At 70.5% G+C, this 15,746-nt stretch carries 18 protein-coding genes; 10 read left to right on the plus strand and 8 right to left on the minus strand.

Annotated elements, in window-relative coordinates; genetic code table 11:
• Nucleotides 1-118 precede the first annotated feature (118 nt).
• Together V5F59_RS04890 and cowN are read left to right on the plus strand one after the other, a co-directional pair.
• On the plus strand, nucleotides 119-931 hold the full coding sequence (locus V5F59_RS04890) for a PAS domain-containing transcriptional regulator (RefSeq protein WP_393979981.1): 813 nt from the start codon (nucleotides 119-121) through the stop codon (nucleotides 929-931).
• A gap of 219 nt (nucleotides 932-1,150) precedes the next feature.
• Nucleotides 1,151-1,474: a N(2)-fixation sustaining protein CowN gene (gene cowN / locus V5F59_RS04895; protein ID WP_393979979.1), complete on the plus strand. Its 324-nt coding sequence runs from the start codon at nucleotides 1,151-1,153 to the stop codon at nucleotides 1,472-1,474.
• Between the two features lie 95 nt (nucleotides 1,475-1,569).
• On the opposite strand, the gene V5F59_RS04900 is transcribed toward cowN, so the two are convergent.
• Nucleotides 1,570-2,061: a YaiI/YqxD family protein gene (locus V5F59_RS04900; RefSeq protein ID WP_393979977.1), complete on the minus strand. Its 492-nt coding sequence runs from the start codon at nucleotides 2,059-2,061 to the stop codon at nucleotides 1,570-1,572.
• Nucleotides 2,062-2,248: 187 nt separating this feature from the next.
• Here V5F59_RS04900 and V5F59_RS04905 point away from each other — a divergent pair, with 187 nt between their 5' ends.
• Entirely contained in the window at nucleotides 2,249-3,040 is a 792-nt protein-coding gene (locus tag V5F59_RS04905) for a phosphatase PAP2 family protein (protein WP_393979975.1), read from the plus strand.
• 22 nt (nucleotides 3,041-3,062) lie between these two features.
• On the opposite strand, the gene V5F59_RS04910 is transcribed toward V5F59_RS04905, so the two are convergent.
• From V5F59_RS04910 to lgt, 6 genes are all read right to left on the minus strand, one after another.
• On the minus strand, nucleotides 3,063-4,016 hold the full coding sequence (locus V5F59_RS04910) for a ribose-phosphate pyrophosphokinase (protein ID WP_393979973.1): 954 nt from the start codon (nucleotides 4,014-4,016) through the stop codon (nucleotides 3,063-3,065).
• A 110-nt stretch (nucleotides 4,017-4,126) separates the two neighbouring features.
• Nucleotides 4,127-4,810 carry a hypothetical protein gene (locus tag V5F59_RS04915; protein ID WP_509211186.1) on the minus strand — a complete coding sequence of 228 codons (684 nt, stop codon included), beginning with the start codon at nucleotides 4,808-4,810 and terminating at the stop codon, nucleotides 4,127-4,129.
• A gap of 163 nt (nucleotides 4,811-4,973) precedes the next feature.
• Nucleotides 4,974-5,525 (minus strand): RBBP9/YdeN family alpha/beta hydrolase, encoded by a 552-nt coding sequence (locus V5F59_RS04920; RefSeq protein ID WP_393979969.1) that lies wholly within the window; start codon nucleotides 5,523-5,525, stop codon nucleotides 4,974-4,976.
• An 18-nt stretch (nucleotides 5,526-5,543) separates the two neighbouring features.
• Nucleotides 5,544-6,311, minus strand: coding sequence for a peptidoglycan editing factor PgeF (gene pgeF, locus V5F59_RS04925; protein ID WP_393979967.1), 768 nt, complete (start codon nucleotides 6,309-6,311; stop codon nucleotides 5,544-5,546).
• Complete coding sequence (locus V5F59_RS04930) at nucleotides 6,308-7,414, minus strand: class I SAM-dependent methyltransferase (protein WP_393979965.1); 1,107 nt, start codon at nucleotides 7,412-7,414, stop codon at nucleotides 6,308-6,310. The genes pgeF and V5F59_RS04930 overlap by 4 nt, the downstream gene beginning before the upstream one ends.
• Nucleotides 7,411-8,229: a prolipoprotein diacylglyceryl transferase gene (lgt, locus tag V5F59_RS04935; protein WP_393980434.1), complete on the minus strand. Its 819-nt coding sequence runs from the start codon at nucleotides 8,227-8,229 to the stop codon at nucleotides 7,411-7,413. The genes V5F59_RS04930 and lgt overlap by 4 nt, the downstream gene beginning before the upstream one ends.
• A gap of 243 nt (nucleotides 8,230-8,472) precedes the next feature.
• On the opposite strand from lgt, the gene V5F59_RS04940 reads away from it, so the two are divergent.
• The 4 genes from V5F59_RS04940 to V5F59_RS04955 all read left to right on the plus strand — a co-directional run bounded on the left by V5F59_RS04940 (nucleotide 8,473) and on the right by V5F59_RS04955 (nucleotide 11,514).
• On the plus strand, nucleotides 8,473-8,781 hold the full coding sequence (locus tag V5F59_RS04940; protein ID WP_393979963.1) for an accessory factor UbiK family protein: 309 nt from the start codon (nucleotides 8,473-8,475) through the stop codon (nucleotides 8,779-8,781).
• Nucleotides 8,782-9,189: 408 nt separating this feature from the next.
• Nucleotides 9,190-9,690 carry a type III secretion system chaperone family protein gene (locus V5F59_RS04945; protein WP_393979961.1) on the plus strand — a complete coding sequence of 167 codons (501 nt, stop codon included), beginning with the start codon at nucleotides 9,190-9,192 and terminating at the stop codon, nucleotides 9,688-9,690.
• Between the two features lie 157 nt (nucleotides 9,691-9,847).
• Nucleotides 9,848-10,684 (plus strand): pyrroline-5-carboxylate reductase, encoded by an 837-nt coding sequence (gene proC / locus V5F59_RS04950; RefSeq protein ID WP_393979959.1) that lies wholly within the window; start codon nucleotides 9,848-9,850, stop codon nucleotides 10,682-10,684.
• A gap of 158 nt (nucleotides 10,685-10,842) precedes the next feature.
• Nucleotides 10,843-11,514 carry a TetR/AcrR family transcriptional regulator gene (locus V5F59_RS04955; protein ID WP_393979957.1) on the plus strand — a complete coding sequence of 224 codons (672 nt, stop codon included), beginning with the start codon at nucleotides 10,843-10,845 and terminating at the stop codon, nucleotides 11,512-11,514.
• 183 nt (nucleotides 11,515-11,697) lie between these two features.
• Here the strand turns inward: V5F59_RS04955 and V5F59_RS04960 are convergent, their stop codons facing one another.
• Nucleotides 11,698-12,591, minus strand: coding sequence for a branched-chain amino acid aminotransferase (locus tag V5F59_RS04960; protein ID WP_393979955.1), 894 nt, complete (start codon nucleotides 12,589-12,591; stop codon nucleotides 11,698-11,700).
• Between the two features lie 207 nt (nucleotides 12,592-12,798).
• Between V5F59_RS04960 and V5F59_RS04965 the strand changes: the two genes are divergently transcribed.
• The 3 genes from V5F59_RS04965 (at nucleotide 12,799) to V5F59_RS04975 (ending at nucleotide 15,665) form a co-directional block, all read left to right on the plus strand.
• Complete coding sequence (locus V5F59_RS04965; protein ID WP_393979953.1) at nucleotides 12,799-13,350, plus strand: MarR family winged helix-turn-helix transcriptional regulator; 552 nt, start codon at nucleotides 12,799-12,801, stop codon at nucleotides 13,348-13,350.
• Nucleotides 13,351-13,560: 210 nt separating this feature from the next.
• Nucleotides 13,561-14,280: a response regulator gene (locus V5F59_RS04970; RefSeq protein ID WP_393979951.1), complete on the plus strand. Its 720-nt coding sequence runs from the start codon at nucleotides 13,561-13,563 to the stop codon at nucleotides 14,278-14,280.
• On the plus strand, nucleotides 14,277-15,665 hold the full coding sequence (locus V5F59_RS04975; RefSeq protein WP_393979949.1) for an ATP-binding protein: 1,389 nt from the start codon (nucleotides 14,277-14,279) through the stop codon (nucleotides 15,663-15,665). Before V5F59_RS04970 ends, V5F59_RS04975 begins: the two co-directional genes overlap by 4 nt.
• Nucleotides 15,666-15,746: the final 81 nt, after the last annotated feature.

Raw genomic sequence — 15,746 nt, forward strand, 5'->3', positions numbered from 1 at the left:
AACGCGGCGTTTCCAGGGCCCGGGCGGGGATCTGGAGCCGGATCCGCTCCGCGGTTCCGTCCGGTCGGATCGCGCTCTAGGATGCCGGCGGCGCAATCGGCTGCGGAAGGGGGAGACGATGGGAGACCACGCACCGGCCGAGGCCCCCGCCGCGCCCGTCCCCTCCTTTGAATACCGGCTCCAGCGCGCGGCGGTGGGCGTGGTGATGCTGGACGGGGAATTGCGCATCCGTTCCGTGAATCCGGTGGCCATGCGGCTGCTCGCCCCCGCCGGGGTGCCGCTGATCGGCGTGGCGCTCCTCGCCCTCCACCCGCCGGAGGCGCGCGACAAGGTGTCGTGGCTGATCGAGCAGGCGCGCGGCGCGGCGGACGGCACCTCCTCCCTTGTGGTCACGACCGCCATGGGCAGCCTGGTCGCCAAGGTCAGCCGGCTCGACGCTGCCCCCGGCGGGCCGCCGGACGGCTTTTGCATGATGATCCACGCCTTGTCCGACGCTCCCGCCATGGGGCGGGCCGCCATGCCCGCGGAGCCGGCCATGCGCGCGGCGGAGGCGGTGCCGGTGGCGGGAGAGGCGGCCATGGCCGCCCTTTGCCCCCTCATGAAGCTGCCCCTGGTGCGTGGCAACGGCGGCCTCATCAGCCTCATCGACGTGGGGGAGGTGGCCTGCCTCGTGGCCCAGGGCCATTATGCGGAGGCGCGCACGCTGGCCTTCTCGGCCTTCTGCCCCCGTCCGCTGGCGGACCTGGAGCGGCGGCTCGATCCGGGGCAGTTCGTGCGGGTGCACCGGCGCTATCTGGTCAACATCCGCCACGTGCGCGCGGCGAGCCGGCAGGACGGCGCCTGGCATCTGGTGATGGCCGATGCGGCGCAGACGCGGGTGCCCGTCAGCCGGGCCAGGGTGGGGGAGATCCGCCGCCTGCTGGCGGTGTGATCCGAAGGCGCGGGAGCTTCTCCTGCCGGACTTCGGCGACCCCGGTCCCGCCGCCGGCCGGACACCGGACCCGATGGCCCGGACCACCGTTCGTGCGCCGCAGATGCCGTTCGTGCATGTCGCTCGTGCGTCGTGCCGGGCCGATTGCGGGCGCGGCGCCGCCGCCGACACCCTCGCCCCGATGGCCGCCATGCGGCGCCCGGACCCGAGGACCTGCCAATGGAGACCACCGGTTTTCCCGCGTTGCCGTTCGAGCTCGAGGAGCCGGATCGCTACCTGACGTTCCAGGGCATCGACTTCGAGGGCAACATGCGGCGGGTGCTGGCGCATCTGTTCCGCTATATCTGCGACCCGGCCCACGCCAACCCGTTCTGGGACCGCTTCCGGACGCGTCTCGCCGCCGCCGAGGCCGGGCAGGCAGCCATCTGCGACAAGCTGCTGCTGCTGCACTCCCACGTCTATTACATGGTGGAGCTGTTCGAGGACCAGGACGACGAGGCGGCGCTCGCCGCCCTCAAGAAGCTGGAGGAGGAGTGCTTCTGACCCCGGCGGCCGACAGCGTCACTCATTGGGTGTCATTCACGTGCGCAGCTATCCGCCCGGCACCGATCAGGGGCCGGGGGCCGCGGGCATGAGCCTCACGCTTCCGGCGCGGCCGGGAACCCCGCCCGCTTCAGCCGCACGATGGCGAGGTCGAGGGCGGAGAGGAAGGTCGAGCGGTCGCGTCCGGAGAAGGGCTTGGGCCCGCCGGTGACGGCTCCGGCCGAGCGCAGGTCCTCCATGAGGTTGCGGGTGGCCAGCGCCATGCCGATGGAATCGCGGGTGAAGGGCTTGCCGGTCGGGCCGATCACGTCCGCCCCGGCGGCGACGCAGCGGGCCGCCAGCGGCACGTCGGCGGTCACCACCACGTCGCCCCGCACGGCGCGCGCGGCGATGAAATCATCGGCCGCATCCGGCCCGGCGGGCACGATCACCCGTTCCACCAGCGGATGGCGCGGCACGGCGAGGGGTGTGTTGGCCACCACCAGGATGCGGATCCGGTGGCGGAAGGAGACCTTGTAGGCCTCTTCCTTCACCGGGCAGGCGTCGGCGTCGAGATAGAGGGCGATGGGGTCGGTGCGGGCCGTCATGCCCGGCAGATGGCAGGGATGGGGGAGGGGCGCAAGGCCGTTCCGCTGCCTTCCCGTCCGAGCCGGTGCGCGCCTGGGCCGCCTCCGGCGGGGGAACGATCCGGGGGCCGGCGCCGTTGCAGGCGTGAGCGGGGCGGTGTTGACGTCGCCCGCCGATCGCGCCAACCCTTGCCTCATGTTGTCCCAGATGCGTTCCCTGATCCGCCGCGGCCGCAGCCGCCTCGAGGCGCTGCCTGTCCTCGGGCCTCTTCTCGCCTCGGTCAGCGCCATGGAGCGCGTGACCCTTGCAGTGCTCGGCTTCACCGCCTTGGGCTTCTACGTCTTCGTGAAGGTAGCCGACGAGGTGATGGAGGGGGATGCCGGCGCGCTCGACCGCAGCATCCTGCTCGCCTTGCGCAATCCCGCCGATCCGTCCGATCCCCTCGGCCCGCCCTGGCTGGAGGAGACCATGCGCGACCTCACCGCCTTGGGCGGCACGGCGGTGCTCACCCTCATCACCCTGCTGGCGATGGTGTTCCTGCTGATGATCCGCCGGCAGCACACGGCATGGCTGGTCGGTTTCTCGGTCGCGGGCGGCACGCTGCTGTCGCAGGCGCTGAAATGGGGCTTCGACCGCCCCCGGCCGGATCTCGTGCCCCATGGCATGTCGGTCTACAGCCAGAGCTTTCCCTCCGGCCACGCCATGCTGTCCGCGGTGGTCTATCTCACCCTCGGCGCGCTGCTGGCGCGTACCCAGCCGCGCACGCGGGTCAAGGTGTTCCTGCTGGGCGCGGCGGCAGCGCTCACCGTCATCGTCGGCATCAGCCGCATCTATCTCGGCGTGCACTGGCCCACCGACGTGCTCGGCGGCTGGGCGCTGGGCGCGGCATGGGCCGCAGGCTGCTGGCTCGTGATGCTGTGGCTGCAGCGCCGGGGCGGGGTAGAGGGCGAGCGCGACGTCCCCGGCAATGGCGCGAACGGGGAAAGCGGGCTCGGCTGAGCCCGGCCCCGCGCCGCGGGCCTCAGTCGAACAGGCTGGAGACCGATTCCTCGTGCGCCGTGCGGGCGATGGCCTCGCCGATCAGGGTGCCGATGGAGATGACGCGGATGTTGCGCGCCACCCGCACCGCCTCGGTGGGCTGGATGGAATCGGTGATCACCAGCTCCTTGAGCTTGGAGGCGGTGATGCGCGCCACGGCTCCGCCCGAGAGCACGCCGTGGGTGATGTAGGCGGTGACTTCCTTGGCGCCGCGGGCAAGCAGCGCCTCGGCGGCGTTCACCAGCGTGCCGCCCGAATCGACGATGTCGTCCACCAGGATGCAGGAGCGGCCTTCCACATTGCCGATGACGTTCATCACCTCGCTCTCGCCGGGGCGCTCGCGGCGCTTGTCAACGATGGCGAGCTGGGCGTCGATGCGCTTGGCCAGCGCGCGGGCGCGCACCACGCCGCCCACGTCGGGCGAGACCACCATGAGGTTCGAGATGTCGAACCGTTCCTTGATGTCCCGCACCATCACCGGGGCGGAATAGAGGTTGTCGGTGGGGATGTCGAAGAAGCCCTGGATCTGGCCGGCGTGCAGGTCCAGCGTCATCACCCGGTCGGCGCCGGCGTGGGTGATGAGGTTGGCGACGAGCTTGGCCGAGATGGGCGTGCGCGGGCCGGGCTTGCGGTCCTGCCGGGCGTAGCCGAAATAGGGCAGCACCGCCGTGATGCGTTTCGAGGAGGCACGGCGCAGCGCATCGATGATGATGAGCAGTTCCATCAGGTGGTCGTTCGTCGGGAACGACGTGGACTGCAGCACGAACACGTCCTGGCCGCGCACGTTCTCCTGGATCTCGACGAAGATCTCCATGTCCGCGAAGCGCCGCACCACCGCCTTGGTGAGCGGGGTGGCGAGGTAAGCGGCAATGGCTTCCGCGAGCGCGCGGTTGGAATTGCCCGCGACGAGCTTCATGGGACCGTTCTCCGCTGACATCTGACGCTCCGCCCGGCCGCGCCGGGGCTGATCAAGGCTTGCGTGGTTCTGATAGGCGGGCCGTCACAATGTTGTAAAGGGCCAGTCCCCCACCAAAGTGGGGGTGCCTCTCAATTGGCGGCGTATGCCAGGGCTGCGGCAGGCGCAGAGGCGCCGGATCCGGCGGAGAGCGCGGCCACCGGCGTGCCGGTCGAGCTGTCCGGCCGCGCCGGCTCGGCGGCCGGGGCGGTTTCCGGCGCGCTGGCGCTGGCCATGGCGGTCGTGGCCGGCGCGCCCAGCGCATCCGCGAGGCTCGCCATGGAGCGGTCGGCGATGCGCGCCACCACGGCATCGTCGCACGCCGCCCAGCCGTCCCTGGCGCCCTTCACCCGGCCGGCCGGCTCCTCGCCGGTGACACGGGCGACGCGGGTCTGGCTCTGGTCGTAGACATCCCAGGCATAGGCGACGGTGGCATTGCCCCGGTCCACATGCATGGCGAGATAGCCCTTCACCCGGTAGGCGGCGGCAGTGCTGCGGGAGACCACCGCGACGCGGCGCGTCTGCGCCTCGCTCGAAAGGTCGCCCACCAGCTTCTCGAAGGTGGCCTGGGGCGGCCCGTCGATGGTGTCGAAGGCGAGGGCGCGGCTGCCGGAGGAGGCCATGCCGGATCCGTCGGTCTGGCAGGCGGCGAGGCCGGCGCACAGGGCGAGGCCCGCCAACGCCCGCACCACCCGTGCCTGGGAGAAACCGGAGGAAAAGGCGAACGGGCGGCGCGCGCGCACCTCGGACACGGCCATTGCCTCGTCTTCCCGCATGGTCGCTCCCGGCGATTGTCTCGTCACCGAAGAGCTAGCGGGAAACGCCGGCCGGGTCCAGAAAAACGGTTAAGGTGCGGTTAACGGCCCTGTGAAAAGCGGGCGCGGGCGCCCGCAGGGTTTCCGAAACGATAATGCGCCTCCGGGCCGCCGTCCGCTCCCGTCATTTCAACGACTGGAGGAAGCCGAGCAGGCGCATGGAGCCCTCCGGCCACGGGCCGAAGCCGGCGGCCGGATTGATGTGCCCGGCATCTCCCGCGTCCACGATGGCCGCCCCCCAGTCGAGGGCGAAGCCCTCCGCCGTCGCGTAGGCGCAATAGGGATCGGTGCGGCTCGCCACCAGAACGGACGGGAAGGGCAAAGGCGCGGTGGGCACTGGCGCGAAGGGCGCGAGCACGGGGTCGAGGCCATCCCGCTCCAGGTCCGGAGGGGCGACGAGGAAGGCGCCCTTCACCTTGCCCTGTGGAAAGAGCGGCGCGGCATGCACCAAAGTGGGCACGCCCAGGGAATGGGCGACCACCACCACCGGCTTTTCCGCCGCCTTCACAGCCGTGGCGAGGCGCTGCGTCCAGGCCGCGAGGTCGGGGCGCATCCAGTCCGCCTGCTCCACCCGGCGGGCGGAGGAGAGGGAGCGCTCCCAGCGGCTCTGCCAGTGGTCATGGTCGGAGCCCTGCCAGCCGGGCACGATGAGGAGGGTGACGTCGGTGGAGCGCATCTTGAGGTCCGCTGGCGGTCAGGCGAGGGCGATGGCGGCCATCAGGCGGCCGTAGTCGGGTTCCTTGCGGTGGGTGGTGCGGCGATAGGAGAAGAAGCGCTCCTCGTCCGCATAGGTGTCGAGGCCGAGGTCCTCGATGGCGCCGACCCCCGCCTGCTCCAGCCGCAGCCGGATGAAGCCCGGCAGGTCGAACAGGGCGTGGTGGGCGCGGTCGGCCGGGGCGAAGAAGCGGGCGAAGCCCTTGTCCTCGGAGAGGAAGCGGGCGACGAAATCCTCCCCCACCTCGTAGCTCGGCTGGCGGATGAGCGGGCCGATGGCGGCGCGGATGTTGGCGCGCCTGGCGCCCTGCGCCTCCATGAGCGCGACGGTGGCGGCAACGATGCCGCCGATGGCGCCCTTCCAGCCGGAATGGGCCGCGGCCACCACCCGCGCATCGGGATCGGCGAACAGGATCGGCCCGCAATCGGCGATGGAGACGGCCGCGCCGATGCCCGGACTGGCGGCGACCACGGCGTCCGCCTTGGGGGCCGCCTCCCGCGTCCAGGGCTCGGTGGCGAGCACGGCATCGGCGGAATGCACCTGCCAGCAGGCCACCAGCCGGCCCGGCTCCACCCCGATCTCGCGCGCCATGCGGGCCCGGTTCTCCGCCACCGCCGCCGGATCGTCACTGGAGCCGGTGCCGCCGTTGAGGCTCGCGTAGATGCCGGTCGAGACGCCACCCCGCCGGGTGAAGAAGGCGTGCCGGATGCCGGGCAGCGCGGCGAGGGAGGGGGCCTCGATCTTCATGACGTGAACTCCTCGGACGGGTCGAAGGCGGGCGGGGCCCCGGGGGCAGGATGGGCGAGGACAAGCACCTTGAACAGCCGCCCCATTTCCCCGTCGCCGGTTCCGGCAAGGCGCGCGGCGGCGGCGTCGACGGCGGCGCGGATCGTCTCGGAGGCATCGCGCTTCAGCCGCTCGGCACGGGCGGCGAGGCCGAGGCGTTCGAGGAAGGGGCCCTGCTCCAGCGGCCCGAAGGCGTGAAGGCCCGCCATCCGGCCGATGCGGGCGAGGCCCGCGAAGTCCACATGGGCGGTGAGGTCGGCGTCGCCGGGCGATGCAAGGGGATCGGCGAAGCGATGCGCGTCCAGCGCCTGCAGCGTGTCGCCATAGCCGCCCGCATGACCGTAGTCGATGACGAGGGCCATGCCGCCCTGCGCCGAGAGGCGGGCGGCGAGCGCGCGGGCGGGGCCGCTCTCCATATGCTCCAGCACCGCGCCCTCGGCCGGGGGAGGCAGGTCGGCGGCGAAGGCCGCGGCGGCGCGGGCAGGGGCGGGATCGAGGCCGAACACGAGGCGGCCCTCGCCGTCGATCCCCACCCGCCGCTCGTGCCACTGGCCGGCGGCGCGGACATATTGGTCGATGGGCAAGGCATCGAAGAATTCATTGGCGAGGACGAGGGCCGGCCCCTCCGGCACCTCCTCCACCCGGTCGTGCCACTGCACGCCGGGCAGGTGGGCGGCGAGCGTGCGGGCCTGGGTTGCCTTCAGCACCGGGCTCGTCTCCACGAGGTGGATGCGGGCGGCGGCGCCGAAGCCGGGCACGAGGCGGGCGGCGCGCAGGGCATCGGCCATCAGCGTGCCGCGGCCGGGGCCGAGCTCCACCAGGCGGAAGGGCTCGGGCGCGCCCATCTGTTGCCAGGCCGCCACAGCCCACAGGCCCAGGAGCTCGCCGAACATCTGGCTGATCTCGGGGGCGGTGGTGAAGTCGCCCGCCGCGCCCAGCGGGTCGCGGGTGATGTAATAGCCGTGGCGCGGATGGCCGAGGCAGAGCCCCATGTAGCGGCTGATCGGGATCGGCCCCTCCGCCGCGATGATGGCGCGGATCTCGCGGGCGAGCGGCGTGGTCACGGCAGCGGGCTGCGCTTCAGGGCATAGAGCAGCAGGCCTGCGCCGGCCAGCACCAGCGGCACCGAGAGCCACATGCCCATGGTGGTGCCGAAGGCGAGGTAGCCGAGCTGCACGTCCGGCTCGCGGAAGAACTCGCCGACGATGCGCGAGAGGCCGTAGCCGATGCCGAAGATGCCGGTGGCCACCCCCGGCCGCTTCAGCCCCCCCAGGCGCACCACCAGCAGCATGACCAGGAACAGCACCAGGCCTTCCAGCGCCGCCTCGTAGAGCTGGCTCGGGTGGCGCGGCAGGTCCCCGCCATTGGGGAAGACGATGGCCCACGGCACGTCCGCCGGGCGGCCCCACAGCTCCCCATTGATGAAATTGGCGATGCGCCCGAAGAACAGGCCGATGGGCGCCACCACGCCCGAGACGTCCAGCAGGGACATGACCGGGATATTGCGCGAGCGGGCGAACAGCACGAGGGCGATCAGCGTCCCGGCCAGCCCGCCGTGGAACGACATGCCGCCCTTCCACACCGCGATGATGTCCGCCGGATGGGCGGCGAAATACACCGGATTGTAGAACAGCACGTAGCCGGTGCGTCCGCCGAGGATGACGCCCAGCGTCGCCCAGAACAAGGCGTCGTCCAGGTCCTGCGGCTGCATGGGCGAGGTGCCGCCCCACAGGGCCGGGCGTGCCACCATGCGCCGCGCCAGCAGCCAGCCGATGACGAGGCCGGCGATATAGGCCAGCGCGTACCAGCGCACCGCCAGGGGGCCGACCTGCACGAGCACGGGATCGATGGCGGGGAAGGGCAAAGCGAAGGTGGGCATCTCGTCTCCGCTCATGGGTCCGCCGCCGGGCGGGCCGGCGGACGGCGCCGTGATGCCGCGCCGGACCGGCACGCGTCAAGCCGGCGGACGGAAAGGGGGCGGGACACGGGGAGGCGAGCGGTTGGGGGCGCCGCCCGCGCCCCATTGCTTCTTCCCCGGGGGCGCGGTTTATCCCGCCCTTGCGTCGCCGCCCGTGTGTCGCCATTTTCCCGTTTGGGCGCGAATGCGCACGAGGAGGCTCCCATGACCCAGACCACCGGCCGCATTTTCGACGAGATGGCGCGTCTCGTGAACGACGCCGCGGGGGTAGCCCAGGGGGTGCGCCGCGAGGCCGAGACCGCCATGCGTGCCCAGATGGAGCGCTTCCTGCGCGACATGGACCTGGTGAAGCGCGAGGAGTTCGAGGCGGTGAAGGACATGGCCGCCGCTGCCCGCGCGGAGAACGAGCGCCTTGCCGCCCGCCTCGAGCTGCTGGAGGCGAACCTGCGCATCCACACCCACCCGACCCCGAACGGCTCCACCGGCCCGGCCGATCCCGTGGTGGAGGACTGATCGCCCGCGCGCCCCTGTCCTGCGCGTCGTCTCGGTCCTGCATGGCCGGAGCTGAGCGTGCCGCGCCTTTGTGTCGCAGTGCGAAAGCGTGTGGCGTCAAGGTGCACGGGCCACAATCTGTCGTAGCGGGGAAATCTTTACCCGCGATATACTGATTTTCGTGGCGATTCGGAGCCGGTTCGTCGTACACGGTATGGATACGACGGGGCGCAGCCTCGCCAGGAGGCTCTCCCAAGGGACGGTGTCCCCAGTGGGGCACCGTGCTGCAAGGGGCTTCCGCCTGGCACGCCGTGTTGCGCATGCCTCTGAGTGGTCATCACTGGGTTGTGGTCGTCACTTCTTGGCCTGACGCGCGGACGCTGCCGCGTTCGACCCTCTCCGCGTTCCTCACACCGCGAGGTCGAGGCCATGTCTCTCATCGACATCGAAGCCGATGCGCCGGCGAACCCCGTTGACCTGGTGGAGCAGCTTGCCGCCCTCCACGACTGGTCGTTCGAGCGCTCCGACGAGGACGAGATCACCCTCTCGCTCTCCAGCCGCTGGACGGACTGCCATGTCTCCTTCCAGTGGATGGACGAGCTGGAATCCCTGCATCTCGCCTGTGCCTTCGACTTCAAGGTGCCCGAGGGGCGCCGCGGGGAGGTGCTGAAGCTGCTCGCCCTGGTCAATGAGCAGATGTGGCTCGGCCATTTCGACCTGTGGAGCCAGGAAGGCGTCATCATGTTCCGCCATGCCCTGGTGCTGGCGGGCGGCGCCACCGCCTCCGACCGCCAGTGCGAGGCGATCGTGGACGCCGCCATCGATGCGGTGGAGCGCTATTATCCCGCCTTCCAGTTCGTGGTCTGGGCCGGCAAGACCGCCCGGGAAGCCATGGACACGGCCCTGTTCGAGACCGTGGGCGAGGCCTGAGGCATTGTGCCATCCCGCCCCGGCGCGGCCGGGGCGGTTTTGCGGCGTGGGGAGGCCGCGCCTTCCCCACCCGCATGCGGACGCTTTCACCTTATAACCTCGGGACGTGATAAGTCCTGGATCCGGCGCATCCATGCGCCGGTGGCAAGAGGCGGAAATGAGTGAGAGCGCGCTGAAATACCTGTCCGGTCCCGTGGTGCTGCTGGGTGCCGGAAAGATGGGCGGGGCGATGCTGGAGGGCTGGCTGAAGCTGGGCCTTTCCTCCGATCACGCGATAGTGCTCGATCCGCACATGCCCGCGGAAGCGGCCGAGGCGCTCGCGGCGCGAGGCGTCAGCGTCAATCCCAACCTTGATACGGTGTCCGCCCCCTCCGTTATTCTCCTGGCCGTCAAGCCCCAGGTGGCGCCCGATGCGCTGCCGCGCGTGGCGCCGCTGGTGAAGGCGGGCACGGTTGTGGTGTCCATCATGGCCGGCCGCACCCTTTCCTTCATGACCGATATCTTCGGCGCGGATGCCGCCCTGGTGCGCTCCATCCCGAACACGCCGGCCGCCATCGGCCGCGGCGTGAGCGTGGCCGTCGCCGGACCGCGGGTGAGCGCCGCCCAGCGCGACCTCGCCTCCGCCCTCCTGTCCGCCATCGGCATCGTGGAGTGGATCGAGGATGAGGCCCTGATGGATGCCGCGACTGCCGTTTCCGGTTCCGGCCCCGCTTATGCCTTCCTTCTGGCCGAGGCCATGGCCCAGGCGGGGATCGAGGCCGGGCTGCCGGCGGAGCTGTCCCACCGCATCGCCCGTGCCACCGTGGCGGGGGCCGGGGCGCTGCTCGATCATTCCGACCTGCCGGCCGCCACGCTCCGGCAGAACGTGACCTCGCCGGGCGGGACCACCGCCGCCGCCCTCGCCGTGCTGATGCACGAGGAGAACGGCTTCGGCCCGCTCCTGACCGCTGCCATTGCCGCCGCCACGAAGCGCGGCAAGGAGCTCGCCGGCTGACTGCCAGCACGGCCGGGTTGAAAAGGCCCGGTCCGCTCCCACTTTCCCGTGACGGCTCGGAGAGGGCGGCGCTTGCTCCGTGCGCGGTGTAAGCTGGCGCCTGTTTCAGGCACGCCACGAGCCGGGCCGTGCCAGCGGGGATCCACGAAGGGGATGCCATGACGTCCGAGACCGTCCGCGAGGCCTGCCTGCGCAGCTTCCTCTCCCTTCTGGCCGAGCGGCCGTTCGCGCGCATCGCCCTCGCCGATGTCGCGGAGCGCTGCGGCGTCGCCCTCGGGGAGATGCGGGCGTCGTTTGCGTCCACCACGGACCTGCTCGCCGCCTTCTTCCGCGCCACCGACCGGCACGTGCTGGCGGAGGGCGGGCCGGATTCGGAGGATTTCGCCGGCGAGGGACCGAAGGATCGCCTGTTCGAGGTGCTCATGCGCCGGCTCGATGCGCTGGAGCCCTACAAGGATTCCGTGCGTGGCCTTCTGCGCTCGGCACGGCGCGACCCGATCCTCGCTTTCCAGCTTCTGAAGCTGTCGGAGACGTCCCAGCGCTGGATGCTGGCGGCGGCGGGCATCGACTGCACGGGCCTGTCCGGCAGCGTGCGGGCGAAGGGCCTCGCGCTGCTGTTCGCGCGGGTGCTGGACGTGTGGCTGGACGAGGAAGACCCGGGCCTGCCGCAGACCATGGCGGCCCTCGACCGGGAGCTGGCGAACGGCGCCAAGCTGCTGGGGATGCTGGATGATCTCGCCTATATCGCCATTCCCTGGCGCAAGCGCCGCAAGGGCCCGGACGAGAGCGGGGTGCGTGGAGCGGCGGAGGACGAGGCGCCGACCGGGTAGGGCGCGGCGCTCGCGCGTGCGGTCATTCCCGGCCCGCTCGCGGGCGTTCACGTCGCTGCATGGGCGCAGCCCGGATATCGAGTCATCAAGCACGGCAACGGCCAGGGGCGGAACGAGTCCAGCCCTGGCCGCATCTCTTCTGCCGTGGAAAGCAGGAGCGGCCTTTCCGCCGCTCCCGCCTGCTCAGGCCGCCTGCTGCTTCGGGCGGGTCTCGGCGGTGTAGGCGTCCATCAGCTGATGGGTGATGCCGCTGGGCTTGAAGCTCCAGTCGGCGATGGAGCCGACCGGGGTCACCTCGGCGGCGGTGCCGGTGATGAAGCACTCGGTGAAGCCCTCCAGCTCCTCCGGCTTGATGTGCCGCTCGATCACCTCGATGCCGTGGCGGCGGGCGAGGTCGATCACGGTGCGGCGGGTGATGCCGTCCAGGAAGCAGTCCGGGATAGGCGTGTGGATCACGCCGTCCTTCACGAAGAAGATGTTGGCGCCGGTGCACTCGGCCACGTAGCCGCGATAGTCCAGCATCATGGCATCGGCGAAGCCGCGGCGCTCGGCCCGGTGCTTGGAGATGGTGCAGATCATGTAGAGACCCGCGGCCTTCGCCTTGCAGGGGATGGTGGCCGGGTCGGGACGGCGCCACTCGGACAGGTCGAGGCGCAGGCCCTTCTGGCGCTGCTCGGGATCGAAATAGGACGGCCATTCCCACACGCCGATGGCGAGGTGAATGGAGTTCTTCTGGGCGGCGACGCCCATCATCTCGCTGCCGCGCCAGGCGACCGGCCGGACATAGGCGTCCACGAGGCCGTTCTTCTCCAGCGTCGCCTTCTTGGCGGCGTCGATCTCGCCGATGGTGTAGGGGATGGTGAAGTCGAGCATCTCGCCGGAGAGGCGCAGCCGCTCGGAATGCTCGGACGACTTGAAGATCTTGCCCCCGTAGGCGCGTTCGCCCTCGAACACGGTGCTGGCATAGTGCAGGCCGTGGGACAGGACATGCAGCTTGGCATCGGCCCAAGGCACGAACACGCCGTCGTACCAGATCCAGCCGTCACGTTGGTCGAAGGGGACACCCTGAGCGCTCATGATCTTCTACTCCTTGTTCAAACCGCGTCGTTCGCGCGGCTTCCCCCCATCGTCACGGCTTTCCAGCGCAGACGCATGGGGATATCTTTACGCCTGCTAAAGAAGCTGGCAAAGGCGCGAAACGATCGAACGCTTGACTGGGGTCTCGCGACCGATCATTTCGTCTGACGGGTCCTTTGAGTAACGATCAAAACGAAAAAAGTCAACATGGCTGACATAAACTCCCTCATCGCGCCCGCCTCGGTTCCCGATCGCCCCGTTGCCGCGGAGCTTGCGGGGGATCTCCCGCTCGTGGACTTCGTCGAGCTTTTGTTCTTCGCCTACAGGGACTTCGTGGGGGATCCGGACCAGATCCTCGCGCCCATCGGCTTCGGCCGGGCGCACCACCGGGTTATCCATTTCGTGAACCGCCACCCCGGCATGCGGGTGACCGATCTGCTCGACATCCTGCGCATCACCAAGCAGAGCCTCGGGCGGGTGTTGCGGGAACTGGTGGACGAAGGCTTCGTGGAGAGCCGGGCCGGCGCCGCGGACCGCCGGCAGCGCCTGCTCTTCCCCACCTCCAAGGGGGAGGCGCTGGCGCGCCAGTTCGTCGGCCTGCAGAGCCGCCGCATCGCCCGGGCGCTCGAAGCGAGCGGGCCGAACGGCCGGGATGCGGTGCGCCGCTTTCTTCTCGCCATGATCGATCAGGAGGATCGCGTGGCGGTGGAGCGGTTGATCCAGCGCGCCGACCGCGCCGCCAAGGCGCGTCCCGCCTAGTGGTCCGGCCGCGACATTCAAACCCCTGGATGTCGCGACAGGTGGGCCCACAAGCGAGTGATCCACCAGGCGCCCGCCCTGCGGCGGGGGTGGATCCTGCCGCTGCGGGACATGCCGGGCTGACAGCGCGTGCGAGTTTGTGCGAAGACGAGGCCATGCAGATCCTGAAGACCGACCGCGCCCTGCGCGCGCCCCGGCGGGCAGCCGCCCATGGCTGACGCCGCGCCTGCTGCCGTGCCCGTCGCCCTTGCCGACGATGCGCCCCATTTGCTGGTGGTGGACGACGACAGCCGCATCCGCACCCTGCTCTCGCGCTTCCTCACCGAGAACGGCTACCGCGTCACCACCGCCGCCTCCGCCGCGGAGGCGCGCAGCCGGCTCGACGGGCTCACCTTCGACCTGCTGGTGCTGGACGTGATGATGCCGGGGGAAAGCGGGCTCGATCTCGCCCGGGACCTGCGCCGCTCCTCCAGCGTGCCTATCCTCATGCTCACCGCGCGGTCCGAGACGGCGGACCGCATCACCGGCCTCGAGGCCGGGGTGGACGACTACGTGGCCAAACCGTTCGAGCCGCGCGAGCTGCTGCTGCGCATCGGCTCCATCCTCAAGCGGGCGCTGCCGCCGCCGCAGAAGGCCATCGAGAGCGTGCGCTTCGGCGACTTCTCCTTCCATCTGGAGCGGGGCGAGCTGACCCGCAACGGGGAGCTCGTGCGCATCACCGAGCGCGAGCGGGACATGCTGCGGACGCTCGCCGAGGAGCCGGGCGAGACCGTGCCGCGCCTGGCGCTCGCCGGCGGCGGGGCGGCGAGCGAGCGCGCGGTGGACGTTCAGGTGAACCGCCTCCGGCGCAAGCTGGAGCGCGATCCCGCCAATCCCGTGCATCTGCAGACGGTGCGCGGCATCGGCTATCGCCTCGTGGTGACGCCTTGAGCGTGGCGGAGAGCGGTCCCTCGGGCCTGAAGCTCGTCGGCTCCTTCCTCAAGGACGCCAACGCGCGCTTCGCCGCCTGGTTCAACCGGGTGACCCCGAAGGGCCTCTATCCGCGCTCGCTCATCATCATCGTCACCCCCATGGTGATCCTCCAGTCGGTGGTGGCGTTCGTCTTCATGGAGCGCCACTACAACACGGTGACCCGGCGCCTCTCCGCCGCCGTCAGCCAGGACATCTCGGCGGTGGTGTCGCTCTACGACCTGCTGCCCAGGGACAACGATTTCTCCGCCTTGCGCCGCATCGCCTGGCGCAACCTCCAGCTCAACGTGACCGTGCTGCCGCCGGCGCCCTTGCCGCCGCCCGGGCCGAAGCCCTTCTTCTCGGTGATCGACAGCGCCCTGTCCCGGGAGATCGGCCGCCGGGTGAAGGAGCCCTTCTGGATCGACACGGTGGGCCGCTCCAACCTCATCGAGGTGCGGGTGAAGATGGATGACGCGGTGCTGCGCATCTTCGCGCCCCGCAACGCCGCTTATGCCTCCAATTCGCACATCTTCATCCTGTGGATGGTGGGGACATCTCTGGTTCTCCTGACGGTCGCGATCCTGTTCCTGCGCAACCAGATCCGCCCCATCGAGAACCTTGCCGATGCCGCCGAGGCCTTCGGCAAGGGGCGCGACGTGGAGAATTTCCGCCCCCGCGGTGCCCGTGAGGTGCGGCGGGCGGCGGTGGCCTTCCTGGAGATGAAGCGGCGCATCGAGCGGCAGATCGAGCAGCGCACCACCATGCTCGCCGGCGTCTCCCACGACATGCGGACCATCCTCACCCGCTTCAAGCTGGAGCTCGCCTTCCTCGGCGACGGGGCGGAGACCGAAGCGCTGAAAAAGGACGTGGACGAGCTGCAGGGCATGCTGGAGGCCTATCTCGCGTTCGCCCGCGGGGATCCGGGCGAGCAGGCGGCGCTCACCGACATGGGCGAGCTGATCGAGGACCTGCGTCTCAATGCCGAGCGCGACGGCGCCACCGCCGAGGCGAGCTTCATGGGCCCGCCGCTGGTGGAGGTGAAGGGCGACCAGCTGAAGCGCTGCATCGGCAATCTCGTGAACAATGCCGTGCGCCATGCCCGGCGTGTCGCCATCTCCGGCACGCGCGATGCCCGTTGGCTGATCGTGACGGTGGACGACGACGGCCCCGGAATTCCCGAGGAGAAGCGGGAGGAGGTGTTCCGCCCCTTCCTGCGCCTCGACGACGCGCGCAACCAGGATGCCGGCGGTTCGGGCCTCGGCCTGTCCATCGCCCGCGACATCGCCCGCGCCCACGGGGGCGACGTGATCCTGTCCGACAGCCCCATGGGTGGCCTCAGGGCAAGCGTGCGCGTTCCGGTGTAGCCGGAGGGTCTTTTCACCTCGGGTCATGTCGCATCAGAAATGTGCCGGAGGCGTGTCGGACCGGCCTGAGCGAGATCGAGA

The sequence above is a fragment of the Xanthobacter nonsaccharivorans genome, from assembly GCF_043194755.2.
Lineage (GTDB): Bacteria > Pseudomonadota > Alphaproteobacteria > Rhizobiales > Xanthobacteraceae > Xanthobacter > Xanthobacter autotrophicus_G.

Bases quoted from the DNA above. Each gene is read 5' to 3' on its own strand.
- V5F59_RS04890 (WP_393979981.1), top strand. From the start codon at position 119: ATGGGAGACCACGCACCGGCCGAGGCCCCCGCCGCGCCCGTCCCCTCC.
- cowN (WP_393979979.1), top strand. From the start codon at position 1,151: ATGGAGACCACCGGTTTTCCCGCGTTGCCGTTCGAGCTCGAGGAGCCG.
- V5F59_RS04900 (WP_393979977.1), bottom strand. From the start codon at position 2,061: ATGACGGCCCGCACCGACCCCATCGCCCTCTATCTCGACGCCGACGCC.
- V5F59_RS04905 (WP_393979975.1), top strand. From the start codon at position 2,249: ATGCGTTCCCTGATCCGCCGCGGCCGCAGCCGCCTCGAGGCGCTGCCT.
- V5F59_RS04910 (WP_393979973.1), bottom strand. From the start codon at position 4,016: ATGTCAGCGGAGAACGGTCCCATGAAGCTCGTCGCGGGCAATTCCAAC.
- V5F59_RS04915 (WP_509211186.1), bottom strand. From the start codon at position 4,810: ATGCGGGAAGACGAGGCAATGGCCGTGTCCGAGGTGCGCGCGCGCCGC.
- V5F59_RS04920 (WP_393979969.1), bottom strand. From the start codon at position 5,525: ATGCGCTCCACCGACGTCACCCTCCTCATCGTGCCCGGCTGGCAGGGC.
- pgeF (WP_393979967.1), bottom strand. From the start codon at position 6,311: ATGAAGATCGAGGCCCCCTCCCTCGCCGCGCTGCCCGGCATCCGGCAC.
- lgt (WP_393980434.1), bottom strand. From the start codon at position 8,229: ATGCCCACCTTCGCTTTGCCCTTCCCCGCCATCGATCCCGTGCTCGTG.
- V5F59_RS04940 (WP_393979963.1), top strand. From the start codon at position 8,473: ATGACCCAGACCACCGGCCGCATTTTCGACGAGATGGCGCGTCTCGTG.
- V5F59_RS04945 (WP_393979961.1), top strand. From the start codon at position 9,190: ATGTCTCTCATCGACATCGAAGCCGATGCGCCGGCGAACCCCGTTGAC.
- proC (WP_393979959.1), top strand. From the start codon at position 9,848: ATGAGTGAGAGCGCGCTGAAATACCTGTCCGGTCCCGTGGTGCTGCTG.
- V5F59_RS04955 (WP_393979957.1), top strand. From the start codon at position 10,843: ATGACGTCCGAGACCGTCCGCGAGGCCTGCCTGCGCAGCTTCCTCTCC.
- V5F59_RS04960 (WP_393979955.1), bottom strand. From the start codon at position 12,591: ATGAGCGCTCAGGGTGTCCCCTTCGACCAACGTGACGGCTGGATCTGG.
- V5F59_RS04965 (WP_393979953.1), top strand. From the start codon at position 12,799: ATGGCTGACATAAACTCCCTCATCGCGCCCGCCTCGGTTCCCGATCGC.
- V5F59_RS04970 (WP_393979951.1), top strand. From the start codon at position 13,561: ATGGCTGACGCCGCGCCTGCTGCCGTGCCCGTCGCCCTTGCCGACGAT.